Here is a 20,071-nt window from a genome sequence, read left to right as displayed (position 1 = left end):
TCACTTTCTTATCCCAAGCTCACATTAATTTATTTTCGGAATTGTGCTAACAATTGCAAGGTCTTTTCTTTAGATATCTGTCCAACAGAACTCAAATCAGTAAGCTGTTGCCCTTGCTGATCATAAAAGAGCATGGTTGGGATACCATAAATATGAAACACTTGACGAATCTTAGCTACTTCATCTGTCTTTTCGCTGATATCAACACGAAGATTTACAGAACCTTGCATCGCATTAATAACTGCGGCCTGATTAAAAACATGCTTATCCATAGCTTGGCAGTCACTGCACCATCCAGCATAAAACTCAATAAAAACGCGCTCATTATTTGCCCTGGCTTCAGCTAATTTAGCATTAACTTCATCAAGAGTATGTACCTCAATAAATGGGGAACGCGAAACCGATTGAATTACAGGGGTAGGTGTAAATGTTTGATACATTAAAGCCCCTGCCCCCATTATGGAGAATAAAGCTATAGCTTGCATCAACCGTCCAACTAGGCCTTGCTCCTGACGAAAAGCGCCAAAAACCCAAGCGTTCATGAGCAAAACAATCATCCACAGCAAATCAATCCAAAACGGTGGTACAACACGGCTTAATAACCAAACCGCCATAGCAAACATCATGATGGCAAATACTTGTTTAATACGCACCATCCAAGGTCCTGAACCAGGTAAAAAGCGACCGTATCCAGCGCCTACAATCAACAAAGGCAATCCCATTCCCAAAGCTAAAACAAATAACAATAAGCCACCTTGGAAAACATGATTGCTCTGAGCAATATAGGTTAGGATCCCAATTAAAGGTGCTGTGACGCAGGGTGATACGACTAATGTAGAGAGAACGCCCATTAAGGTTGCAGAGAGAATTCCATGTTGTCGTGAGCGACGAGGAGTAAACCGTGCAAATACCGGAAATCGAAACTCAAAAACACCCAACAACCATAAGGCCATCAATATAAATAAAAAGCTGAAACTTCCGATAATCATTGGCTGTTGCATTAGCGTTTGGACCGTTGAGCCTAACCATGCTGCCAACATCCCTGCTATTGCATAGGTAACGGCCATTCCCAGAACATATCCTAAAGACAATTTAAACGCTCGAGATCCGGTACTCGCACCTTGGCCTGTGATGATACTGGATAGAATAGGCACCATAGGTAAGACACAAGGAGTAAATGCCAGTAAGACACCTAAGCCGAAAAACATAGCCAGATAAAAAATCGGACTATGATTTTGTATAAACATCATAGTATCAGCAGGATTAGCACCAATACCCGATGCAAAAATAGAATAGGAGAAAAATGTCATCAATAAAGACAAAATTAGTTTTTTCATTTTGATTCCTTAAAAATTATTTTTTAAATTTAAAAATAAAATAGAATCAAATAGGAGGACGATAAATTTCATCCAATGGAGAGTTATATTTTGAAAAAACAAGTAAAAAACTTAACAGCCCAATAAGGCATTGTACTATTAATTTGGATGTCACATAAAATTCGTCTTGCAGCCAATAAGGCGCAGAAAAACAGCCGTTGCTCACAACCTGTTGTGGCGAACAAGGTGTTACTGCAAAAGAAAGAAGCGCAGGCGAACCTACACTTTGTTTTGGGCATGTTGGCAACTTGAGTGATGCAATAAGGAGAGCACTCATAAGGAGCAACATGACAAGCGAGCGATATTTGTCCATTTACTTACCTTAGCATACAGAATACAAAAAAATCAATGCTTCCTTATTTTGAAGATTATTAAAAAATATTAACAATATAGGTTGATGTAAACTAACACAAGTTCCTCTACAATGATTGTGTGATTAGAATTTCTATTTAAAATGGTGTATGAAAATATGTTCAGTAAACTATTAAAAGGTATCTCTCTTGTAACTGCTGGTTATATGACTCATAAGTTAATGAATGAAATACAAAGAGAACATGCAATCAAAACTAAAGAGGGAATAACTCATTGTGAGGATCTCGTTAAAGCACCATCAGAATTTGAAGAAATAGGTAAACCAATTCATGGGACCCTTTCATCCTCCTATGTGAGACATAAAGAAACTGGACAGATGTACGTTAAAAAAGGAGCGCATTCTCGTGAGGATATAGTAAAAGAATTAATGATTTCCAATGCACTTCATGAAATTCGAAAAGAACAACCTGAATGTTTAATCATGCAAACAAAAAACAGAAATGGTTTTCAGTACCATACCTTATCCCGCAAATTTGATAATACCCAAGATGTTGAGGAGTTTGTTCGTCAAGGGAAAACAGATGAATTAAAGAAAAAACAAGCTGTGGGATTAGAGGAGACCCTCATAACGGATCATATCATCGGTAAACAATCAGATACCAAACTTGCAAATATGATTGTACGTGATGATGGAGATAAATTGATTTTTACTACCATTGATAATGAAAGAGCTGTTACCCCAACTGGCTTGAGTTTTTTTCATCCCACCTCCCCTACATATCCAATCAATAAATTAGCTCTTATTCGATCAATACATGATCTAAGTGAAAAAAGTGATGACAATCAAGCGGGACTGGCTGGCGATCCTAGAGCAAAAGAATTCGGCGAATTGGCAGAAAGTGTTATGGAGAATGAGAAAATTGATAACTATTATCAAAAATTAGCGAGAACGAATTTAGATCCAGTTATAGATCAGTGCAACCGACTCGCTAAAGCAAGTAACAATGGTTTGGTGAAGCAGAGTGATTGTGTTGGTTATCAACTCTTTTTTAAAGAGATGCAAAAAAGAGCTGGAGAACAAATAGAGAATTCAAAAATCAGAAATACTAATTCTGTTTAGGTAGAACAAACAGCCTCCAACTCATCTGAGCCTAAATTGATAAGATTGATTTGTGTTCCTGACTCTGCGCTTACGGATACAGTACTGTGAGTTTTAACCTGAATTAAGGTTCCTTGGCCAGTAGATAGTTTTTTACCATTAATAGTACCACTATTTTTTATTACATTAATTTTAATTTTATTGTTATTTTGATGAGCACCTTGCACAACACAGGTGGCATTTAATGTCCAAAGAGTATTATTTGCTAGTAACTTGGTTTCGTTGGGACTGAGTTTAATTACTTTTTGTGCGTTTGCTTGAAAACAGAATAATTGAAAAATGATAAAAAGAGACAAAGTTAGAGTTTTATTCACGCGGTATCCTTAATGATCTCGACATCAAATAGTTTAATTATTGAAATAAAAGACCATATTTTAACCAAAAAAAATTAAGGCTTTATTAACTTAACGTGAGTTTCGGATAAGAGAACGTGGTTTTAGTTTGATCCGTTCGGGCTGAGGAAGCGCATCGCGCTGTCTCGAAGCCTTACGAGACGGCATGAATGCCTCCTCAGCTCGAACGGTTCAAGATGGAGGCAGGATCTCAATAGATCTTTTATCCGAAACTCACGTTAACTTATAGGCTCAACAACAGGTTCGCGCATTGGCTCACAATAACTGTCCCCCAAAAGAAACTAAGTGCAAGAGGGCTCTGAAAGCAGTTCTTTGCTAACCATTCCACAAGCGTGCGTAAATTAAAGACAGGGGATATTCATTTTAAACTCGCGCTATTCTTTGAGAAAGGCCCTGGACAATGATATAGACTTTCCTTTTCTCTTTTTTTTGAGACAAATAAGTTTGGTTTGTGCTCATTACCCATAGGAGATTTAGATTTTTAGGCTATAAATTAAATTATACACTTGCGAACTAACCCATTGATCGACATAATTTGTTTTTATTTCATTTGAAGGGTTAATAATGGAATTTTTGAGTCAATATGGTATGTTCCTTTTAAAATCTATAACTATTGTCATTGCAATTTTGGTAGTGTTCGCTGGCTTTTTTTCTATTAGCCGCAAACCGAAACATAAGTTAGAAATCACTTCTTTGAATGAACACTATGACCATATCGCATCGATGATGAATAAAGAAGTTCTTGGTAAAAAAATTCCAAAGAAAAAAAAGCATAAAAATGAAGAGCAACCCACTTTGTATGTCGTTGATTTTCATGGAGATATCAAAGCGTCACAAGTGGAACAACTTCGAGAAGAAATAAATGCGATACTTTGTACTGCAACCTCCCGAGATGAAGTTCTGGTTCGTTTAGATAGCCCTGGTGGAATAGTGAATAGTTATGGGTTAGCTGCTTCACAATTACAACGTATTCGCGATAAAAATATTCCTCTAACCGTAAGTATTGATAAAATGGCTGCTAGCGGTGGTTATCTCATGGCCTGCGTTGCGAATCAAGTTATTGCCGCTCCTTTTGCAATCATTGGGTCTATAGGTGTTGTAGCGCAAATACCAAATTTTCATCGCTGGCTAAAAAAACATGATATCGATGTAGAATTGTTAACTGCCGGCGAATACAAGCGAACATTAACACTTTTTGGAGAAAATACTGAGAAAGGTAGAGAAAAAGCTCAGGATGACTTAGAGAAAATACATGCTGCATTCAGAAATTACGTGGCTGCTAATCGTGATCAACTGGATATTGATAAAGTATCGACTGGTGAACATTGGTTGGCAAAAGACGCTTTTGATCTAAAACTCATTGATAAGTTATGTACAAGTGATGATTATCTCTTAGAGAAAATCTCAACCTATAAGGCGTTTAAACTTACTGTTCCTCCCAAAACATTTCTGGCAAGTAAACTTCTTAAACCAGCAATGCGATTAATGCATCCTTGGGGTTAATCACAATTAGAAAATTTTTAAAATTCAGGAAATTAACACAGTAAATGATTGAACTGTTGAAATTGGGATAATGGTATATAATTAACTTATATTACAGAGTGGAGTGAGTTATGAGCGACTTTAAATCAAAATTACCTGATCTCAAGGAATTAGCTTCAATAACAAGCAAACTATATACGGACATCAAAAAAAGTGTAGGAGAGATTGTCCAATCTTATAAAGAAAGTAGAGCACAACCAGCAGGAGAAAGTGAACAAGCAAAGACACAACCTGTTCAAGAGACACAGCCTCCAAAAGAAGAGGTAAAAACTGAAAGTAAGCCTGTTCAAGAGGCACAACCTATAAAAGAAGAAGTAATAATTGAAAATAAACCTCTTCAAGAAGAAACACCTAATCCAGAAGAACAAGCTGTCGATGCACCAATAAAAGATGATAGCAAAAAATAATAATTGTTTTGTTTTTCATTAATATGCTATTAGCTCACAAGCGATCAAGCGCTTATCGCTGGATTGCTTGCCACGTAATAGCTGGTTGACTTTTTCATAATTAGGTTATTTTCTATCAAAGAAAGGCCCTATTTAACCTATTTTGAACGGAAATCGCTCCCCACAATACGCACAGAGCTACGTATGCTCCGTATATTGTATCTCTGCGCAAAAGCGGAGAGCTGCTCTCTTTCAAAAACGCATGCTTGAATATGCCAAAACGGGTCGTGGCTGCAAATTTACTCAGGACGAGTAAGGCCATATTTTCTCATTTTTTCTACTAAAGTGGTGCGTCGCATATTCAAATAATTTGCTGCATGAGCAACAACCCAATCTGATTCATTTAATGCTTGGCTAATAAGAGCTAACTCAGTTTTTACTAAATGTTCTTTTAAATCGATACCTTCTGTACTTGAAACCGTTGCCTGGCTTATTACTCGCAATAAAGCTTCTCGTTCAGAACCTGATGCATCTAAATCAAAATAGACAGGCTTATATTCACTGCGTATTTTTTGCGGTAGATCTTCCTTGCTCAAAATACCCTTAGGATACAAAATGGTTAATCGCTCCACTAAATTAGCTAACTCTCTAATATTACCAGGCCAACTATACTCTGACAAAGCAGCCATTGCATCAGGCATTAGATGAACAATTGGTCTGTTTTCACTTTCAATACGTGCAATTAATTCATTAAATAAAAGTGGGATATCTTCTGTCCTTTCTCTTAATGGTGGCATTTCAATAGGAAACACATTTAGTCTATAAAATAAATCTTCTCTAAATTTTCCTTCTTTGATTGCTTCTTCTAAATTCCTATGGGTCGCGGCTATAATTCTTACATTCACATCAATACTCTTATTAGAGCCAACTCGCTCAAAACAGCGTTCTTGCAATACACGTAACAATTTAACTTGCATAGGTAAAGGCATATCACCTATTTCATCAAGAAATAAAGTACCACTATTGGCTAGTTCAAATCTTCCTTGCCTTGAAGTAATTGCACCAGTAAATGCGCCCTTTTCATGACCAAATAATTCACTTTCAAGGAGCTCTCCAGGAATAGCACCACAATTAATAGGTATAAAAGGCTTGTTTGCGCGTGATGAAAATGCATGTATATTACGCGCAACTACCTCTTTTCCAGTCCCTGACTCTCCTAAAACCAAAACACTGGCCTCCGTATCTGCTACTTGTTCAATTAACCTGCGCACAGTGCGAATACTCAAACTATTCCCTACTAAACTTCGAAATAAAGGATTGCTGTCACCAGAGATAGTTATAGGCTTTATTGCTTCTTGGGCAATTTTACATTGGTGTAATGCTTCCATTATTTGCCCATAACTAAATGGAAAGGGTTGACAAGAAACGACATTTCGCAAGATACATTGTGTATTATTTAACTGTTGACCAATAATTATGATGGGAGTTCTGGCAAATTTATTTACTAATGCATCAAGTTCATGCAAAGTTTCTTCAAGTGATTCGCTTGCACCAAGAATAATTATATCCGGATTTGGCTCAGCAAAAACCTGCCATTTATCATACATGCTAACTTCAGTTGATTCACCGATAAAATCAAGTATAGTGCGTAGTTTTTCACCCCGACTTCTATTATTATCAATGATATAAACCTTGTCACTAATACTCATAAACTTATCCTAAGCGTTACCTTTTACATCCTCTCTCTTTCTCTTATAATTAATATAGTAGGAAATTCTCAATAATTAAATTATCGATAACACACTATCGTTTTAAACGCATTGCACAGGTTACCAAAACATAACTCTTCACTCCCTATCGTTTTAGTAGCACCTACCTGAGTTTCTTTAACAAAAGATTTAGCACGTATAAAACCCATTCGATTACAAAAAGAGTTCGCAGCACGCTTACCACAACCATGCTTTTGGTCGTAACACCAATCGACTCGATAAGCATTATAACGGGGATCAGCAAAACGTTTTTCTCGATAATGATATGATTTTGGTGGGGTATGTGATAAGTCAGTAACGCAAGCAATAGTCATAAAACCATTACAGCGCCAACCTTTACAGCTTGAACCACTTGAGATGTAATGTGTTAAACCAATGTTATAAGCGATTTCATTTTGACTCGCATACTTATAACCCAACATTCGACAATAACGATCAGCGACCAATTTACCACATTCTTTACCATCAGCAGTACAATAATCTAAACGCTCACCCAAGAAAGTGGGATGCCAAAAACTCCGAAAAGCCTTATTTTGCTTTTCAGTCATGTTCGAATAGCCCTGTAAGGAACAAAATATAAAAACAAAAAATAAAAAATATCGGAAATTAATCATTAAAAACAATCCTTTAGTGACTATTAACTCATGTTAGCTGATGAGACTACACGGCACAAGTATGTAGTATACAGCTTAATCACCATTGATGTATTAAATGTAGCACATCTAATTTCGCTCTTAATAAATAAAGGTTATTTTTGGATAAATTGTCAACAAAGCCTAACTCTAATATAATACATAGTATGAAAAAATATTTTATTTTTATTATTCTATTTGTTGTAGCTGTGCCCTACGCCATTAACAATAAAATAACAACTAATCCTGGGACAATGGCTGCTTCAGGTTATACTATCCAATGCTCCCAAAAGGCACCAACCTTGACTATTCGCTGCAATCTCAGTCAAAATTATGTAATACCAACATTGTTAAACATATCTAAAACACATTCACTTTTGTGCTTACTTTCTTTTACGCTTTGTTTACTAATCCTATGTACAGGATTTAAAACACGCATCTATAAACCACCTCGTCGTTCTCCAATAGCTAAAACACATTTTTAAATCACTTTTATCAATGATTTTCATCATAAGTTGGTATTTATTTGGAGAGTTCAATGAAAAAATATATTTTATTAATTTTAGTAATTTCTTATTGGTCTATATCATCATGGGCTGTAACTCAGCAAGAAGACAATAATGAAAGAAATTATTTTCAATTCGTCATTCCTCAATATCATACAACTAGGCAGTCAGGGCAAACTCTTAGCGTATACGTCCGTTATGCTTATAAAAAAAACTTACCGAGCAGTAAATATCCTGATTATCGGGTGTTGCGTACCACTATTTTAAAATACCTAGAGCCCTCTGAAGAATTTCCTGCTGAAGTATTTTGGGAAATTCTTGCTGCACAAATGGGGAAAGAATTAATGGCAAGCTTTTCACTTGATGGAATAAGCATTCAGTTAGAGGTTCTGGATAATCAAAATCCAGAAAGTTATGAACCTGGTGATCATGGACCTACATTTACTATAGGAAACATTGCACCTTTAGATATTCATCATTAATATTTCTTAGGGCTCAGCTCGAGATAAGGCTCGAGCTGGGATTAAATGGGATTCTCACTATCAATAAATAAATGCTCAAGCTCAAATTGAGATGTCAGATAATTTCCTAAAGCCTGGATCCCATATCGCTCTGTTGCATGGTGCCCGCAAGAGTAATAATGAATGCCTAATTCTTTTGCTTGATAATAGGTTCGTTCGGATATTTCTCCGCTAAGATACGCATCTACACCCAATTGGTATGCATTTTCTATAAAATCTTGAGCTCCTCCACTACACCAAGCAATAGAGGTGATAGGTTTATCACTACCCACAATAAGTAATGGAGTCCGTTGCAATTTTTTTGCTAAAAACTCTAAAAACTCTGTAGGGCTCATTGTTTGCGAGAGTTTGCCTGACCACAGCAAATTATCTGTAGTGCCCGCACGGTGCATATGAATCAAATCGACCTCAAACAATTTAGCCAAGCAGGCATTATTTCCAAATTCAGGGTGACAATCCAAAGGTAAATGATAAGCAAACAAATTTATATCATTTCGTAAAAGATTATTAATCCGATGCCGCTTCATTCCAGTAATTATTGGCGCTTCGCCACGCCAAAAATAGCCGTGATGAACCAAAAGTGCATCTGCACCCCATGAGATTGCTTGAGCAATTGCATCATCAGAAGCAGTTACTGCAGTGCAAATTCGGTTAATCTGTAATTTACCATCAATCTGTATTCCATTAGGTGCGTAATCATTATAACGTTCGCAACTCAATAATTGATGCAGGTATAATGAAAGTTCTTCTCGCGTAATCACCGCTCAGAAACTCGCTTAATATCAGCACCTAGTAAAGATAATTTTTCTTCTATACGTTCATAACCTCTGTCTACATGATAAATACGCTCAACCGAAGTCTCACCTTCAGCGACTAGACCCGCTAAGATCAAACTGGCTGACGCACGTAGATCAGTGGCCATTACTGGTGCACCAGTTAATTTCTCCACACCATTAATTATTGCAGTATTACCATTTAACTGAATCTGAGCTCCCATGCGCTGTAACTCCTGTACATGCATAAAACGATTTTCAAATATTGTCTCAACTATAGTCGAAGATCCATCTGCTATTGAATTCATTGCCATAAATTGAGCTTGCATGTCTGTGGCAAAAGCTGGGTACGGAGCTGTAGAAATATTTACTGCTTGAGGACGTTGGTTATTCATATTAAGACTTACCCAATCCTCACCAATTGCTAATTCAGCCCCTGCTTCCTCAAATTTACAGAGTTGGGATAATAAAGTATCAGGGCGTACTCGCTTGACCGTAACATGTCCTCGGGTCAAAGCTCCAGCTGCCAGATAAGTTCCTGCTTCAATCCTATCGGGCATTACAGAATAAACTCCACCCGAAAGATCGGAGACGCCTTCGATCTCAATAATTGAAGTTCCTGCACCGGAAATTTTAGCGCCCATTTGAGTTAAAAAATGAGCCAAATCAACTACTTCGGGTTCTCGTGCTGCATTTTTAATAATTGTTGTTCCTTCAGCAAGCGTTGCAGCCATTAATATGTTTTCTGTGCCCGTTACTGTAACCGTATCAAACATGATGCGCTTACCTTGCAAACGACCACGTCTACAATGAGCATTAATATAACCATTTTTAACGGTGATATCAGCCCCCATAGATTTTAATGCTTTCAAATGCAAATCAACAGGCCGTGTTCCAATAGCACATCCCCCGGGTAAAGATACATCTGCTTTACCAAAACGTGCTAACAGAGGCCCCAACACCAAAATTGAAGCACGCATTGTTTTAACCAAATCATAAGGAGCAACAAACTCATTCACTTGACTGGCATCAACTTGGACATTCATTTTTTCATCAACAATTAAATGAGCACCCAATTGGCCTAATAACTCCATCATCGTTGTAATGTCTTTAAGATGAGGAACATTTGAAATCGTTACATGATCTCTTGCAAGCAAGCTCGCCGCCATTATTGGTAAAGCCGCATTTTTCGCCCCAGAAATAACCACTTCACCATGTAATGCTTTACCGCCATTAATTAATAATTTATCCATGTTGCTTCCCCCATTCTTCTTTTGTCCACGTCTTCATATTAATTGCATGAAGCCTACCAGTGGTAATCAATTCTTTCAGTTGCGCATAGACCCATTGTTGTCTGGCTACTTTGGATTTATTTAAAAAGATATCACTTACTATGGTTATTTGATAGTGATAACCATCCCCCTCCACTTTAACGTAATAAACATCTTCAATGGCTTTAAACTTCTGTTCAATTTCTTCGTTCTTCAACATTAAAATTAGCTCACAAATTGAAATAAATACAAACTGTTAGGTAATTCAATCATAAATTCTCAATAACTCTCTGGGGAAACTGCTTTTTTCTACGGTTTTGCACAGACTTATTAAAGAAGTTACATTCAACCTATATTTCTACTCTCCAGATAAAAAGAAAACCCAGGTTACGGCCATGCCTCCACCCAGGCTACATATGTAATCAAAACGTATTATACTGTTTCTAATATACTCTTTACACCACAAAACTCTGCCAAAGATTGTGTTTCAGCAGGCATTCCAATAACTTCAAAAGCTTTATGGCTTTTTTTGCATAGCTTTCTGGCCTCAATAAGCAATGCTAAACCTGCACTATCACAATGCTTTATGTTACTTAAATCAAGAGTAAATAGACCACTTTTATCTTCCGTCAAAGCTTGATAGAGCTTCGAGCGTACTTCTACTACTGATTTAAATGTCAGATCTACATCAGGTTTAAAATAAACTCTATCCACAATTAAGAAGCCCTTTTAAGTTGTTTCTTTTCCATCAATTTAATCACATCATCAATACTGGAATTTTGTAAAGCTTGGGCAAATTGTGATCTAAAACTTTGTAACAAGCTCACGCCCTCAACACTAATGTCATAAATCTTCCATTGACCATTTTTAGCAACAAGGCTATAAGATAAAGGAATGTTTTGGCCTTCTGGACGAACGATAATACTGTTAACTCGTATAAATCTGGAATTTAAAGAGCCTCTTAAAGGTAAAAACTGCACACTCTCATCAGCATATTGTGCTAAAGGACTAGAGTAAGTACGAATGACGAGACGAGTAAATGCTTTAGAGAATTGTACTCTTTGTGCACTTGTCGCTTTAGTCCATGCTTGCCTTCCTAAAACAGAACGAGACATTCCAACCACATCCACAATAGGCAGTAAATGCGTTTCCACAGCTTGATAGATGATATTAGGGTTACTTTTCAAGCTGGACTTATTTTCTTTAAGGGTCGCAATAATATTATTGGCAGTCTCCTCTAACATAGGAATAGGAGAGTTTTGTGCAGCACTCATTAATGGAGATACAATCACACCTATAACGAATAAGATGGTTTTTATTATTCTCATGTTTTTAACCCTTATTTTTTAATGTTAAACAGTAATTGACCAATTAAATTTTCTAAAATTATTGCTTCTTGAGTTTTATCGATCACATCTCCATTTTGCAAATAAGGATGATCTTTACTCTCCTCATCTTCAAAGCCCGGCACAATACTAATGTAATTTGAGCCAAGCAACCCTTCAGTCAAAATTCGTGCTGAAGTATCTTCATAAGGAATTTTTTTATCATTTCTCAAGCGCATTGTTACTTTTGCATTAAGCTCCCCTGGCTGCAATTCAATATGCGTTACTTCTCCAATTTTAACTCCAGCCACTGTAACAGGTGCCCTAACTTTCAAACCACCAATATCAGTAAAATCTGCGGTTACCTGATAATGGTCTTGAGACATGAAATTTGAGAAATTACTCACTTTCATGGTCATAATCAATAAGGCCAACACACCAAGCAACATAAACAGGCCAACACTAAAATCTACGTAACGTTGCTTATTCATTTACCAGTCTCCAATCATCATTGCAGTCAACAAAAAATCAAGTCCTAATACTGCAAGCGAAGAATAAACTACTGTTTTAGTCGTCGCCTGGCTAATGCCTTCTGCAGTAGGCACACATTCAAATCCCTGGAATACCGATATCCAGGTTACAACAAAAGCAAAAACTAAGCTTTTAATAATACCACTGAGTACATCAATACGAAAATCAACTGCTGCCTGCATATTGGACCAAAAGCTCCCTGCATCTACTCCTAACCAATGTACACCAATAAAATACCCTCCAAAGACGGCTACAGCTGAAAAAATTAATGCCAAAAGAGGTAAAGCAATAAAACCAGCTAAAAATCGAGGATAAATAACTCTACCTAAAGGATCAACACCCATCATATCCATACTGGATAATTGTTCCGTTGCTTTCATTAAACCAATTTCAGCAGTCAAAGCGGAACCAGCTCGACCCGCAAACAGCAAAGCACTGATTACTGGTCCAAGTTCTCTGGAGATACTTAAGGCCAATAATTGGCCTAACTGGCTTGAAGCACCAAATTTTTGCAAAGTATTGTAGCCTTGTAAACCAACTACCATACCAATGAATAAAGCTGAAACAATAATAATTAAGCAGGATAATACCCCAACAAAATAAATTTGATAACGTACCAAAGACCATAGCTTTGAAATATTGGGTTTCCTGAATAACATGAGAAATAAAAATAAACCGGAACTACCCAAGTCTTGTAAGATTCTTGAACCGCGGCTACCTATACGCGTTATGAATTCAAACATCTAATAGCTCCTCCGTATATGGTCTGGCAGGATAATGAAAACGTACCACTCCATCTGCCTCCCCATGCATAAATTGCTTCACCTGAGGTTCGGTAGATTGTATTAATTCTTGGGGGGTTCCTTCTCCTATAATTTTTCCACCAAAAATAAGGTAAATGTAATCTGCAATTGAACATGTTTCTTCTACATCATGAGAAACAATGATTGTTGTCGTATGCAACAACTCATTTAATCTTTTAATCAGCCGAACCAAAACTCCTAATGAAATGGGATCTTGTCCAGTAAAAGGCTCATCGTACATCATAAGCTCTGGATCCAAAGCAATTGTACGTGCTAAAGCAACACGCCTTGCCATTCCGCCAGACAACTGAGCTGGCATTAAATCAACAGCTCCTCGCAAACCAACAGCCTCAAGCTTCATCAATACAATGTTACGTAACATGGATGCATTTAATTGCGTATGCTCTCTTAAAGGAAAAGCAACATTTTCAAATACTGATAGATGGGTAAACAAGGCAGAGCTTTGAAAAAGAAGCCCCATATCACGTCTTGCTTCATATAAAGCTTTACGAGGCAATTGATGCATATTTTGCCCATTTACATGAATAACACCACTATCGGGTTTTAACTGCGCACCAATTAGCTGCAATAAAGTCGTCTTTCCAGAACCACTTGGTCCCATGATCGCGGTAATATTACCTCGTTTAACGTTCATGTTAATGCCATCAAAGATGCGGCGATTCTCGCGAGTAAATATTAAGTTCTTTATTTCAACCCAATTTTCAGGCATGCTCTCTTTTTCCGGTTTAGCAAAAAGTAGAAGTATATACTGGATCACAAAAAAAAATGAGTTATTTAATTCTATTTATTCAAATGTTTTTTTGTTAGAATCAAAATTAAACAAAAAAACAAAATAAGCTTATGAATTTTTGTAAACTTGGACTTGCCGTTATTGAAACTGAAGCACAAGCCGTATTTGAATTAAGCCAACGAATTGATAACAGATTTGAAAAAGCCTGCGAGTTGCTGCTTTCCTGTAAAGGACGGATCGTTGTAACTGGCATGGGAAAATCAGGACATATAGCCAATAAAATTGCTGCTACTTTATCAAGTACAGGCAGTCCTTCATTTTTTATGCATCCCGGTGAGGCAAGTCATGGTGATTTGGGAATGATTACGCGACAAGACACCGTGATCGCCATATCCCACTCAGGTAATACGGTGGAACTGGTCACCTTACTTCCTTTACTAAAGCGATTAGAAATACCCCTTATCACCTTAACCGGCAATTCTGAGTCCGCTTTAGCAAAAGCATCGGATGTGAATTTAGACGTCAGCATTAAACAAGAAGCATGCCCCCTTGGGTTAGCACCCACAACCAGTACAACAGTAGCCTTAGTGATGGGAGATGCGCTAGCCATTGCTCTTTTACAAGCTCGAGGATTCAGTGAAGAGGATTTTGCTTTATCTCATCCGGGAGGCTCTTTAGGCAAACGGCTTTTATTACGTATTGACGATCTCTGTCATCAAGGAGCACAGTTACCGCTTGTGCATGAAAATGCAACTGTTAGTGAGGCACTTATTGAAGTAACCGATAAAAAACTCGGGATGACTTGTGTGATTGATAATAAAGGATATCTTACTGGTATCTATACCGATGGAGACATTCGACGAACTTTAACACGTCAATACGACATTAATACTACTCCGATTAAAGAAGTAATGACACGTAATGCACGCACTATTTACAAGGGAATGCTTGCTGCTGAAGCCTTAGCTATGATGCAAAAATACAGTATAACGTCCCTAATTGTAATTGATGAAGAAAAAAGGCCTGCTGCCGTACTTCATCTTCATGATTTATTAAAAGCTGGTGTTTTTTAATGATCAAGTTAATAGAACAAGCAAAAAATATAAAATGCCTCATCTGTGATCTCGATGGTGTACTCACGGATGGTTTTTTATATATTGATACTCACTGTAATGAGCAGAAAACATTTCATATTCATGATGGTGTTGGGTTAAAACTACTCATGGCAATCGGTATTGAAGTCGCTGTGATTACTGGATCTCGTAATCCATTAGTTGATCATCGAATGCAACAATTAGGTATTCCTCATTATTATAAAGATAAAATAGATAAAAAAGAGGCTTACAATCAACTCAAAATGACATTAAACCTAAAAGATGAACACTTCGCTTACATAGGTGACGATATTCCAGACATTCCTATTATGCAACAGGTAGGACTTAGTGTTGCTGTTGCTGATGCAACATATTTAGTTAAAGAAATTGCGATGTGGCAAACTACTTTACCAGGCGGTCGTGGCGCTGTACGTGAACTATGCGACTTTATTCTTAATGCACAGGGCAAAATGGATTTAGCTATAGCAGGTTATTTAAAACAATGAACGCAGCAAAACAATTCATGTGGCTTTTTTTTACATTAATTCTTCTAGCTTGTTCAGGATGGTATTACAGCCATTCCACAACAATAATTCGTCTGGATCATGAAACTTTGGCAAATTCAGTAGATACTACAATTTCTCATGTAACCGTGCGCCAGTTTAATCAAAAAGGTACTCTAGCGAATTTATTAACCGCACCACTCATGCAACATATTCAAAAAGACAATGTTTATTTATTTGAAAATCCTCATATTATTGTAAGTCAAGACGAACAACCACCTTGGGATATTCGCTCAGAAAAAGGCAAATCCATTGAAGGAGGTAAACAAGTTACGTTTCTAGGTAACGTGATTGTACATCAGAAGAAAGGCAATAAATCCCAAGAAAGCACCTTAAAAACTGAAGAGGTCACTTACTTTCCAAAAGAAAAAAAAGCAATTTCTAACATTTTAGTAACTTTTGAACAATCAGGTAACGTCGTTCAATCTACTGGAATGAATGCTTATCTAGATGAAAAACGAGTAGAGTTACTTCATCGAGCCCGAGGAAGTTATGTTCCAGCGAATGGTTAGTTATAGTATGTCACACCACTGTTTTAAATGGTGGTTCAGTTTATGGTTCTTTTTAACATTTGCTTGTTCTTCATATGCATTGTCTGAAGATAAAGAAAAAGTCATGCATGTAATGGCCGACTCAGCAGATTTGAGCCAACAACAACATAAAGGGGTTTATACGGGCAATGTTGAGTTGATACAAGGGACAACAAATCTACGGGCAACTAAAGCAATCACCTTAGGTAACGAAAAAAATCAGCTTGTGGTAGCCATAGCCAGCGGAGTTCCAGGACAACAAGCTCATTATTGGACTACAACAGACCCTAAAAAACCTCCCCTTCATGCCTATGCTGATACTATACGTTATTATCCTATGCGCCATTTAATTGAATTAATAGGAAATGCCCGAGTTGAACAAGGAAATAACTCGTTCTCTGCAACCAAAATAAGCTATGATACTGAAAAACAGCATGTTTTATCTCAAGGCGATGGCAGCAAAAGAATAATGATTATTTATCATCCAGAAAAGAAACCGTCATGAGTATTCTAGAAGCCCGAAACCTCAAAAAATCTTTTAAATCACGAACAGTGGTTGATGGAATTACCCTTCACATCAACAAAGGCGAATGTGTTGGTTTGCTAGGCCCTAATGGTGCTGGAAAAACGACTTGTTTTTACATGATAGTGGGACTACAAGCTTGTGATGAAGGTCAAATTTTCTTATCGGAAAAAGACATTACATCAAATGCCATGCATCAACGAGCTCGCTTGGGAATCAGCTATCTCCCTCAAGAAGCCTCTGTCTTCCGTAAGCTTACTGTTGCAGAAAATATTATGGCGATACTGGAATTGAGATCTGATTTAAGTGAACAAGCTCGAGAGGAAAAACTCGATCTTTTGCTTCAAGAATTTCATATTTCCCATCTAGAGAAGAGCTTAGGCATGTCCTTATCTGGAGGCGAGCGACGGCGTGTCGAAATTGCTAGAGCCTTGGCTATAGAGCCCTCTTTTATTCTACTTGATGAACCTTTTGCTGGAGTCGATCCAATTTCGGTCATTGATATTAAAAAAATTATTCAACATTTATGTAATAAAGGCATTGGCGTACTCATCACTGATCATAATGTAAGAGAAACCTTAGATATCTGTGAACGCGCCTATATTGTCAGCCAAGGAAAAATATTGTGTGAAGGAACACCGGATATTATACTGGCTAACCAACAAGTAAGGGCTGTTTATCTAGGCGAAGACTTTACCTTATAAATGAAACACAATAGATTAATAGCACCAACTTTTCGTTAAGTTGTGTAGAAAATTCGGGACGTAGCGCAGTGGAACTCGGGCGACTACTTTAAACTACGATTATTAATTCAAATTTTAATGGAACATGTTACTCATCATCGATAACTACGACTCATTTACTTACAATTTAGTGCAATATTTTCAATGCTTAAACCAAGAAGTAATTGTTTTCGCTCATGATCAAATTAGTTTGATGCAAATAAAGAAGCTAAGACCTACTTACTTAGTGATTTCTCCTGGGCCCAAAGCGCCTAAGGATGCTGGCATCTCTATGGAAGTAATTGATAATTTTTATCAAGATATCCCCATATTAGGAGTTTGTCTTGGACATCAATGTATTGCAGAGGTTTTTGGCGGCAAAATTATATCTGCTCCAGAAATAATGCATGGAAAAACATCAACTATTTTACATAATCAGCAAGGAATATTTACCAACATACCCAATCAATTCAAAGCAACCCGTTATCATTCCCTAGCGGTTGATAAAGACAGTCTTCCTGATTGTTTCTCGATTGATGCATGGACAGATAATACCATTATGGCAATTTCACATCGTCAATACCCCATTTTTGGTCTACAATTCCATCCAGAAGCAATATTAAGCCAGCATGGGCTAAAACTATTAGAAAATTTTTTAAAATATGAAACCTAATCTCCTCTTTGAACACCTAATCGCTAAAAAGAATTTAAGTCCTGAACAAATGCATGATGTTCTTCATGCGTGTATGTCTGGTGAATATGGCGATGCTCAAATTGCTACTTTTTTAGCGCTCATGCGCATGAAAGGTGAAACTACTGAAGAGCTAATTGCTGCAGCAGAAGTAATGCAGCAATTAGCACATCATATAAAATTAGGGACAAATTTAATTGATATAGTAGGTACTGGTGGAGACGGAAAAAATACGTTTAATGTTTCTACTGCATGTAGTTTTGTCGTCGCAAGCGCGGGATTTCCTGTTGCAAAACATGGTAATCGCTCAGTCTCCAGTCGTAGTGGTAGCGCTGATTTATTAGAGAAAGCAGGATTTATACTAAATCTTACCGATGAGCAAATGCAAATTTGCATGAAACAATATGGTTTAACATTTTTATTTGCCCCACATTATCATCCGGCGATGCAATATGCTCGAGTAGCGCGTCAACAATTAGGGATAAGAACTTTATTTAACTTACTTGGTCCATTAATTAACCCTGCGCGTGTAAAAAAACAAGTGGTAGGAGTCTTTTCAGCGAATTGGCAAAAGCCATTAGCTTCTGTTCTTGCTCGTTTAGGGAGTGAAAGAGCTTTAGTAGTTAGTTCTCAAGATGGCTTAGATGAAATCAGTATTGCAGCCCCTACAAATATAGTTGAATATCGAAAAGGTGAATACAATCATTGGATTATTAATCCTAAAGATTATGGTATCAACCACAGATCTTTGGATGACATTATTGTGGACTCACCTGCTCAAAGCTTAGACTATATCCAAGCAGTATTTTCCGGAAAAATAGGAGCTGCACGAGATATAGTACTGTTAAACTCTGCAGCAGCTATTTATTGTGCTAGTAAAGAATTATCTTTTGAACAAGCATTAGAACACGCTAAAATCGCTATAGATAGTGGTAAAGCCAAACAATGCTTTATACAACTTCGACAATTAACTCAAACTTTAAACAAAGAATCAAATCATGAATAGTGTATTACAGCGTATTACGCAACAAAAATTAGAAGAAATTAGTTTGGCTAAGAAAAAAAAGCCATTAGATTTACTAAAACAACAACCAATCATGGCGCAAAGAAACTTTCTTACAGCACTACAAACTAAAGAAACACCAGCCATTATCGCAGAAATTAAACGAGCCTCCCCTAGCAAAGAAATAATTCGAGAAGATTTTAATGTAGCAGAAATTGCAACAATATATGCGCTACATGGAGCGCGTTGTCTCTCTGTACTTACTGATATTGAGTTTTTCCAAGGCCATCCTGATTATATAGCTCAAGCAAAAATGCATTGTAACCTACCCGTATTACGTAAAGATTTTATTCTTGATACTTATCAAATTTATGAAAGTCTGGCTCTAGGTGCTGACTGTATTTTACTTATTGTCGCCTTACTTGATGATGTTCAGTTAGCTGAGTTTTGCCAATTAGCTCAGGAGCTTGGTATGGCCGTCCTTGTAGAAAGTCATACTCAAGAAGAGCTCGAACGTGCTTTATGTTTACCTACTCCATTAATAGGAATCAATAATCGTAGTCTTCATACATTTAATACCGAGATACAATTGAGTATTGATTTAAAACACTATATTCCCAACGACCGAATAGCCATTACTGAAAGTGGAATTAATACTCACGCAGATATTCGTTTGATGCAATCTCATGGCATAAATACTTTTCTTGTCGGAGAAAGTTTAATGAGGGCTAAAGATATAGGTAATGCATTAGATCAACTCATCAATGGAACCTAATGCATATGATTGAGATTAAATACTTGATATTTATAACTCGACTGCCACAATTTTTTATTAAGAGGTGTAAAGCAATAACTCACTAAGCTTAAAAATCGTATGTTCGAGGTAGGCTTGGGTTTTGGCGAAAAGATGAATTTAATGCATATTGAATAAAAAT

At 37.0% G+C, this 20,071-nt stretch carries 25 protein-coding genes; 12 read left to right on the top strand and 13 right to left on the bottom strand.

The genetic code is table 11. The annotated features are described in order from the left end of the window. Nucleotides 1-29: 29 nt before the first annotated feature. Nucleotides 30-1,337: a protein-disulfide reductase DsbD gene (gene dsbD / locus DYH34_RS07440; protein ID WP_058466243.1), complete on the bottom strand. Its 1,308-nt coding sequence runs from the start codon at nucleotides 1,335-1,337 to the stop codon at nucleotides 30-32. Nucleotides 1,338-1,383: 46 nt separating this feature from the next. Next, nucleotides 1,384-1,689 carry a hypothetical protein gene (locus DYH34_RS07435; RefSeq protein WP_058466242.1) on the bottom strand — a complete coding sequence of 102 codons (306 nt, stop codon included), beginning with the start codon at nucleotides 1,687-1,689 and terminating at the stop codon, nucleotides 1,384-1,386. A gap of 156 nt (nucleotides 1,690-1,845) precedes the next feature. Between DYH34_RS07435 and DYH34_RS07430 the strand changes: the two genes are divergently transcribed. Further along, nucleotides 1,846-2,808, top strand: a complete 963-nt coding sequence (locus DYH34_RS07430; protein ID WP_058466241.1) for a hypothetical protein — start codon at nucleotides 1,846-1,848, stop codon at nucleotides 2,806-2,808. Here the strand turns inward: DYH34_RS07430 and DYH34_RS07425 are convergent. Then, the gene (locus DYH34_RS07425; protein WP_058466240.1) at nucleotides 2,805-3,161 is read right to left on the bottom strand and encodes a hypothetical protein; all 357 of its coding nucleotides are present in this window, start codon (nucleotides 3,159-3,161) and stop codon (nucleotides 2,805-2,807) included. The genes DYH34_RS07430 and DYH34_RS07425 overlap by 4 nt on opposite strands. Nucleotides 3,162-3,764: 603 nt before the next feature. Here DYH34_RS07425 and sohB point away from each other — a divergent pair. Then, nucleotides 3,765-4,703, top strand: a complete 939-nt coding sequence (gene sohB / locus DYH34_RS07420) for a protease SohB (RefSeq protein ID WP_058466239.1) — start codon at nucleotides 3,765-3,767, stop codon at nucleotides 4,701-4,703. A 110-nt stretch (nucleotides 4,704-4,813) separates the two neighbouring features. After that, nucleotides 4,814-5,149: a hypothetical protein gene (locus DYH34_RS07415; protein ID WP_058466238.1), complete on the top strand. Its 336-nt coding sequence runs from the start codon at nucleotides 4,814-4,816 to the stop codon at nucleotides 5,147-5,149. Nucleotides 5,150-5,427: 278 nt separating this feature from the next. On the opposite strand, the gene DYH34_RS07410 is transcribed toward DYH34_RS07415, so the two are convergent. Next, entirely contained in the window at nucleotides 5,428-6,837 is a 1,410-nt protein-coding gene (locus DYH34_RS07410; RefSeq protein WP_058466237.1) for a sigma-54 dependent transcriptional regulator, read from the bottom strand. Nucleotides 6,838-6,917: 80 nt separating this feature from the next. Then, nucleotides 6,918-7,511 carry a hypothetical protein gene (locus tag DYH34_RS07405; RefSeq protein ID WP_058466236.1) on the bottom strand — a complete coding sequence of 198 codons (594 nt, stop codon included), beginning with the start codon at nucleotides 7,509-7,511 and terminating at the stop codon, nucleotides 6,918-6,920. A gap of 556 nt (nucleotides 7,512-8,067) precedes the next feature. Here DYH34_RS07405 and DYH34_RS07400 point away from each other — a divergent pair. Then, nucleotides 8,068-8,517 carry a hypothetical protein gene (locus DYH34_RS07400; RefSeq protein ID WP_058466235.1) on the top strand — a complete coding sequence of 150 codons (450 nt, stop codon included), beginning with the start codon at nucleotides 8,068-8,070 and terminating at the stop codon, nucleotides 8,515-8,517. A gap of 41 nt (nucleotides 8,518-8,558) precedes the next feature. On the opposite strand, the gene DYH34_RS07395 is transcribed toward DYH34_RS07400, so the two are convergent. From DYH34_RS07395 to DYH34_RS07360, 8 genes are all read right to left on the bottom strand, one after another. Continuing rightward, on the bottom strand, nucleotides 8,559-9,317 hold the full coding sequence (locus tag DYH34_RS07395; RefSeq protein ID WP_058466234.1) for a Nif3-like dinuclear metal center hexameric protein: 759 nt from the start codon (nucleotides 9,315-9,317) through the stop codon (nucleotides 8,559-8,561). After that, nucleotides 9,314-10,582, bottom strand: a complete 1,269-nt coding sequence (gene murA, locus DYH34_RS07390) for a UDP-N-acetylglucosamine 1-carboxyvinyltransferase (protein WP_058466233.1) — start codon at nucleotides 10,580-10,582, stop codon at nucleotides 9,314-9,316. The genes DYH34_RS07395 and murA overlap by 4 nt, the downstream gene beginning before the upstream one ends. Continuing rightward, nucleotides 10,575-10,820, bottom strand: coding sequence for a BolA family protein (locus tag DYH34_RS07385; RefSeq protein WP_058466232.1), 246 nt, complete (start codon nucleotides 10,818-10,820; stop codon nucleotides 10,575-10,577). The genes murA and DYH34_RS07385 overlap by 8 nt, the downstream gene beginning before the upstream one ends. A gap of 212 nt (nucleotides 10,821-11,032) precedes the next feature. After that, nucleotides 11,033-11,314 (bottom strand): STAS domain-containing protein, encoded by a 282-nt coding sequence (locus tag DYH34_RS07380; RefSeq protein ID WP_058466231.1) that lies wholly within the window; start codon nucleotides 11,312-11,314, stop codon nucleotides 11,033-11,035. Nucleotides 11,315-11,316: 2 nt separating this feature from the next. Beyond that, nucleotides 11,317-11,928, bottom strand: coding sequence for an MlaC/ttg2D family ABC transporter substrate-binding protein (locus DYH34_RS07375; protein ID WP_058466230.1), 612 nt, complete (start codon nucleotides 11,926-11,928; stop codon nucleotides 11,317-11,319). Nucleotides 11,929-11,939: 11 nt separating this feature from the next. Further along, nucleotides 11,940-12,416 (bottom strand): outer membrane lipid asymmetry maintenance protein MlaD, encoded by a 477-nt coding sequence (gene mlaD, locus DYH34_RS07370; protein WP_058466229.1) that lies wholly within the window; start codon nucleotides 12,414-12,416, stop codon nucleotides 11,940-11,942. Beyond that, nucleotides 12,417-13,199: a lipid asymmetry maintenance ABC transporter permease subunit MlaE gene (gene mlaE / locus DYH34_RS07365; protein ID WP_058466228.1), complete on the bottom strand. Its 783-nt coding sequence runs from the start codon at nucleotides 13,197-13,199 to the stop codon at nucleotides 12,417-12,419. Continuing rightward, a complete protein-coding gene (locus DYH34_RS07360) occupies nucleotides 13,192-13,989 on the bottom strand; it encodes an ATP-binding cassette domain-containing protein (protein WP_058466227.1) in 798 nt (265 codons plus the stop codon). The genes mlaE and DYH34_RS07360 overlap by 8 nt, the downstream gene beginning before the upstream one ends. Before the next feature lie 131 nt (nucleotides 13,990-14,120). On the opposite strand from DYH34_RS07360, the gene DYH34_RS07355 reads away from it, so the two are divergent. From DYH34_RS07355 to trpC, 8 genes are all read left to right on the top strand, one after another. Further along, entirely contained in the window at nucleotides 14,121-15,083 is a 963-nt protein-coding gene (locus DYH34_RS07355) for a KpsF/GutQ family sugar-phosphate isomerase (protein ID WP_058466226.1), read from the top strand. Continuing rightward, complete coding sequence (locus DYH34_RS07350; RefSeq protein WP_058466225.1) at nucleotides 15,083-15,610, top strand: KdsC family phosphatase; 528 nt, start codon at nucleotides 15,083-15,085, stop codon at nucleotides 15,608-15,610. Before DYH34_RS07355 ends, DYH34_RS07350 begins: the two co-directional genes overlap by 1 nt. Then, complete coding sequence (gene lptC / locus DYH34_RS07345; RefSeq protein ID WP_058466224.1) at nucleotides 15,607-16,179, top strand: LPS export ABC transporter periplasmic protein LptC; 573 nt, start codon at nucleotides 15,607-15,609, stop codon at nucleotides 16,177-16,179. Before DYH34_RS07350 ends, lptC begins: the two co-directional genes overlap by 4 nt. A 7-nt stretch (nucleotides 16,180-16,186) precedes the next feature. Further along, the gene (lptA, locus tag DYH34_RS07340; RefSeq protein ID WP_274519452.1) at nucleotides 16,187-16,702 is read left to right on the top strand and encodes a lipopolysaccharide transport periplasmic protein LptA; all 516 of its coding nucleotides are present in this window, start codon (nucleotides 16,187-16,189) and stop codon (nucleotides 16,700-16,702) included. Further along, complete coding sequence (gene lptB, locus DYH34_RS07335; RefSeq protein WP_058466222.1) at nucleotides 16,699-17,424, top strand: LPS export ABC transporter ATP-binding protein; 726 nt, start codon at nucleotides 16,699-16,701, stop codon at nucleotides 17,422-17,424. The genes lptA and lptB overlap by 4 nt, the downstream gene beginning before the upstream one ends. A 124-nt stretch (nucleotides 17,425-17,548) precedes the next feature. Continuing rightward, nucleotides 17,549-18,115 (top strand): aminodeoxychorismate/anthranilate synthase component II, encoded by a 567-nt coding sequence (locus tag DYH34_RS07330; RefSeq protein ID WP_058466221.1) that lies wholly within the window; start codon nucleotides 17,549-17,551, stop codon nucleotides 18,113-18,115. After that, nucleotides 18,105-19,139: an anthranilate phosphoribosyltransferase gene (gene trpD / locus DYH34_RS07325; RefSeq protein ID WP_058466220.1), complete on the top strand. Its 1,035-nt coding sequence runs from the start codon at nucleotides 18,105-18,107 to the stop codon at nucleotides 19,137-19,139. The genes DYH34_RS07330 and trpD overlap by 11 nt, the downstream gene beginning before the upstream one ends. Further along, nucleotides 19,132-19,911, top strand: coding sequence for an indole-3-glycerol phosphate synthase TrpC (gene trpC, locus DYH34_RS07320; protein ID WP_058466219.1), 780 nt, complete (start codon nucleotides 19,132-19,134; stop codon nucleotides 19,909-19,911). The genes trpD and trpC overlap by 8 nt, the downstream gene beginning before the upstream one ends. Nucleotides 19,912-20,071 lie beyond the last annotated feature (160 nt).

Origin of the sequence: Legionella cincinnatiensis, from assembly GCF_900452415.1 — a bacterium.
In the GTDB taxonomy this organism is placed as follows: domain Bacteria; phylum Pseudomonadota; class Gammaproteobacteria; order Legionellales; family Legionellaceae; genus Legionella; species Legionella cincinnatiensis.
This window is presented reverse-complemented; position numbering and strand designations above follow the sequence as displayed.

Coding starts and splice junctions, on each gene's coding strand:
- DYH34_RS07400 (WP_058466235.1), top strand. CDS start 8,068: ATGAAAAAATATATTTTATTAATTTTAGTAATTTCTTATTGGTCTATA.
- DYH34_RS07405 (WP_058466236.1), bottom strand. CDS start 7,511: ATGATTAATTTCCGATATTTTTTATTTTTTGTTTTTATATTTTGTTCC.
- DYH34_RS07330 (WP_058466221.1), top strand. CDS start 17,549: ATGTTACTCATCATCGATAACTACGACTCATTTACTTACAATTTAGTG.
- sohB (WP_058466239.1), top strand. CDS start 3,765: ATGGAATTTTTGAGTCAATATGGTATGTTCCTTTTAAAATCTATAACT.
- lptA (WP_274519452.1), top strand. CDS start 16,187: ATGTCACACCACTGTTTTAAATGGTGGTTCAGTTTATGGTTCTTTTTA.
- lptC (WP_058466224.1), top strand. CDS start 15,607: ATGAACGCAGCAAAACAATTCATGTGGCTTTTTTTTACATTAATTCTT.
- murA (WP_058466233.1), bottom strand. CDS start 10,582: ATGGATAAATTATTAATTAATGGCGGTAAAGCATTACATGGTGAAGTG.
- lptB (WP_058466222.1), top strand. CDS start 16,699: ATGAGTATTCTAGAAGCCCGAAACCTCAAAAAATCTTTTAAATCACGA.
- DYH34_RS07375 (WP_058466230.1), bottom strand. CDS start 11,928: ATGAGAATAATAAAAACCATCTTATTCGTTATAGGTGTGATTGTATCT.
- mlaD (WP_058466229.1), bottom strand. CDS start 12,416: ATGAATAAGCAACGTTACGTAGATTTTAGTGTTGGCCTGTTTATGTTG.
- DYH34_RS07355 (WP_058466226.1), top strand. CDS start 14,121: ATGAATTTTTGTAAACTTGGACTTGCCGTTATTGAAACTGAAGCACAA.
- trpC (WP_058466219.1), top strand. CDS start 19,132: ATGAATAGTGTATTACAGCGTATTACGCAACAAAAATTAGAAGAAATT.
- DYH34_RS07430 (WP_058466241.1), top strand. CDS start 1,846: ATGTTCAGTAAACTATTAAAAGGTATCTCTCTTGTAACTGCTGGTTAT.
- mlaE (WP_058466228.1), bottom strand. CDS start 13,199: ATGTTTGAATTCATAACGCGTATAGGTAGCCGCGGTTCAAGAATCTTA.
- DYH34_RS07350 (WP_058466225.1), top strand. CDS start 15,083: ATGATCAAGTTAATAGAACAAGCAAAAAATATAAAATGCCTCATCTGT.
- DYH34_RS07415 (WP_058466238.1), top strand. CDS start 4,814: ATGAGCGACTTTAAATCAAAATTACCTGATCTCAAGGAATTAGCTTCA.
- DYH34_RS07435 (WP_058466242.1), bottom strand. CDS start 1,689: ATGGACAAATATCGCTCGCTTGTCATGTTGCTCCTTATGAGTGCTCTC.
- DYH34_RS07385 (WP_058466232.1), bottom strand. CDS start 10,820: ATGTTGAAGAACGAAGAAATTGAACAGAAGTTTAAAGCCATTGAAGAT.
- DYH34_RS07360 (WP_058466227.1), bottom strand. CDS start 13,989: ATGCCTGAAAATTGGGTTGAAATAAAGAACTTAATATTTACTCGCGAG.
- DYH34_RS07410 (WP_058466237.1), bottom strand. CDS start 6,837: ATGAGTATTAGTGACAAGGTTTATATCATTGATAATAATAGAAGTCGG.
- trpD (WP_058466220.1), top strand. CDS start 18,105: ATGAAACCTAATCTCCTCTTTGAACACCTAATCGCTAAAAAGAATTTA.
- dsbD (WP_058466243.1), bottom strand. CDS start 1,337: ATGAAAAAACTAATTTTGTCTTTATTGATGACATTTTTCTCCTATTCT.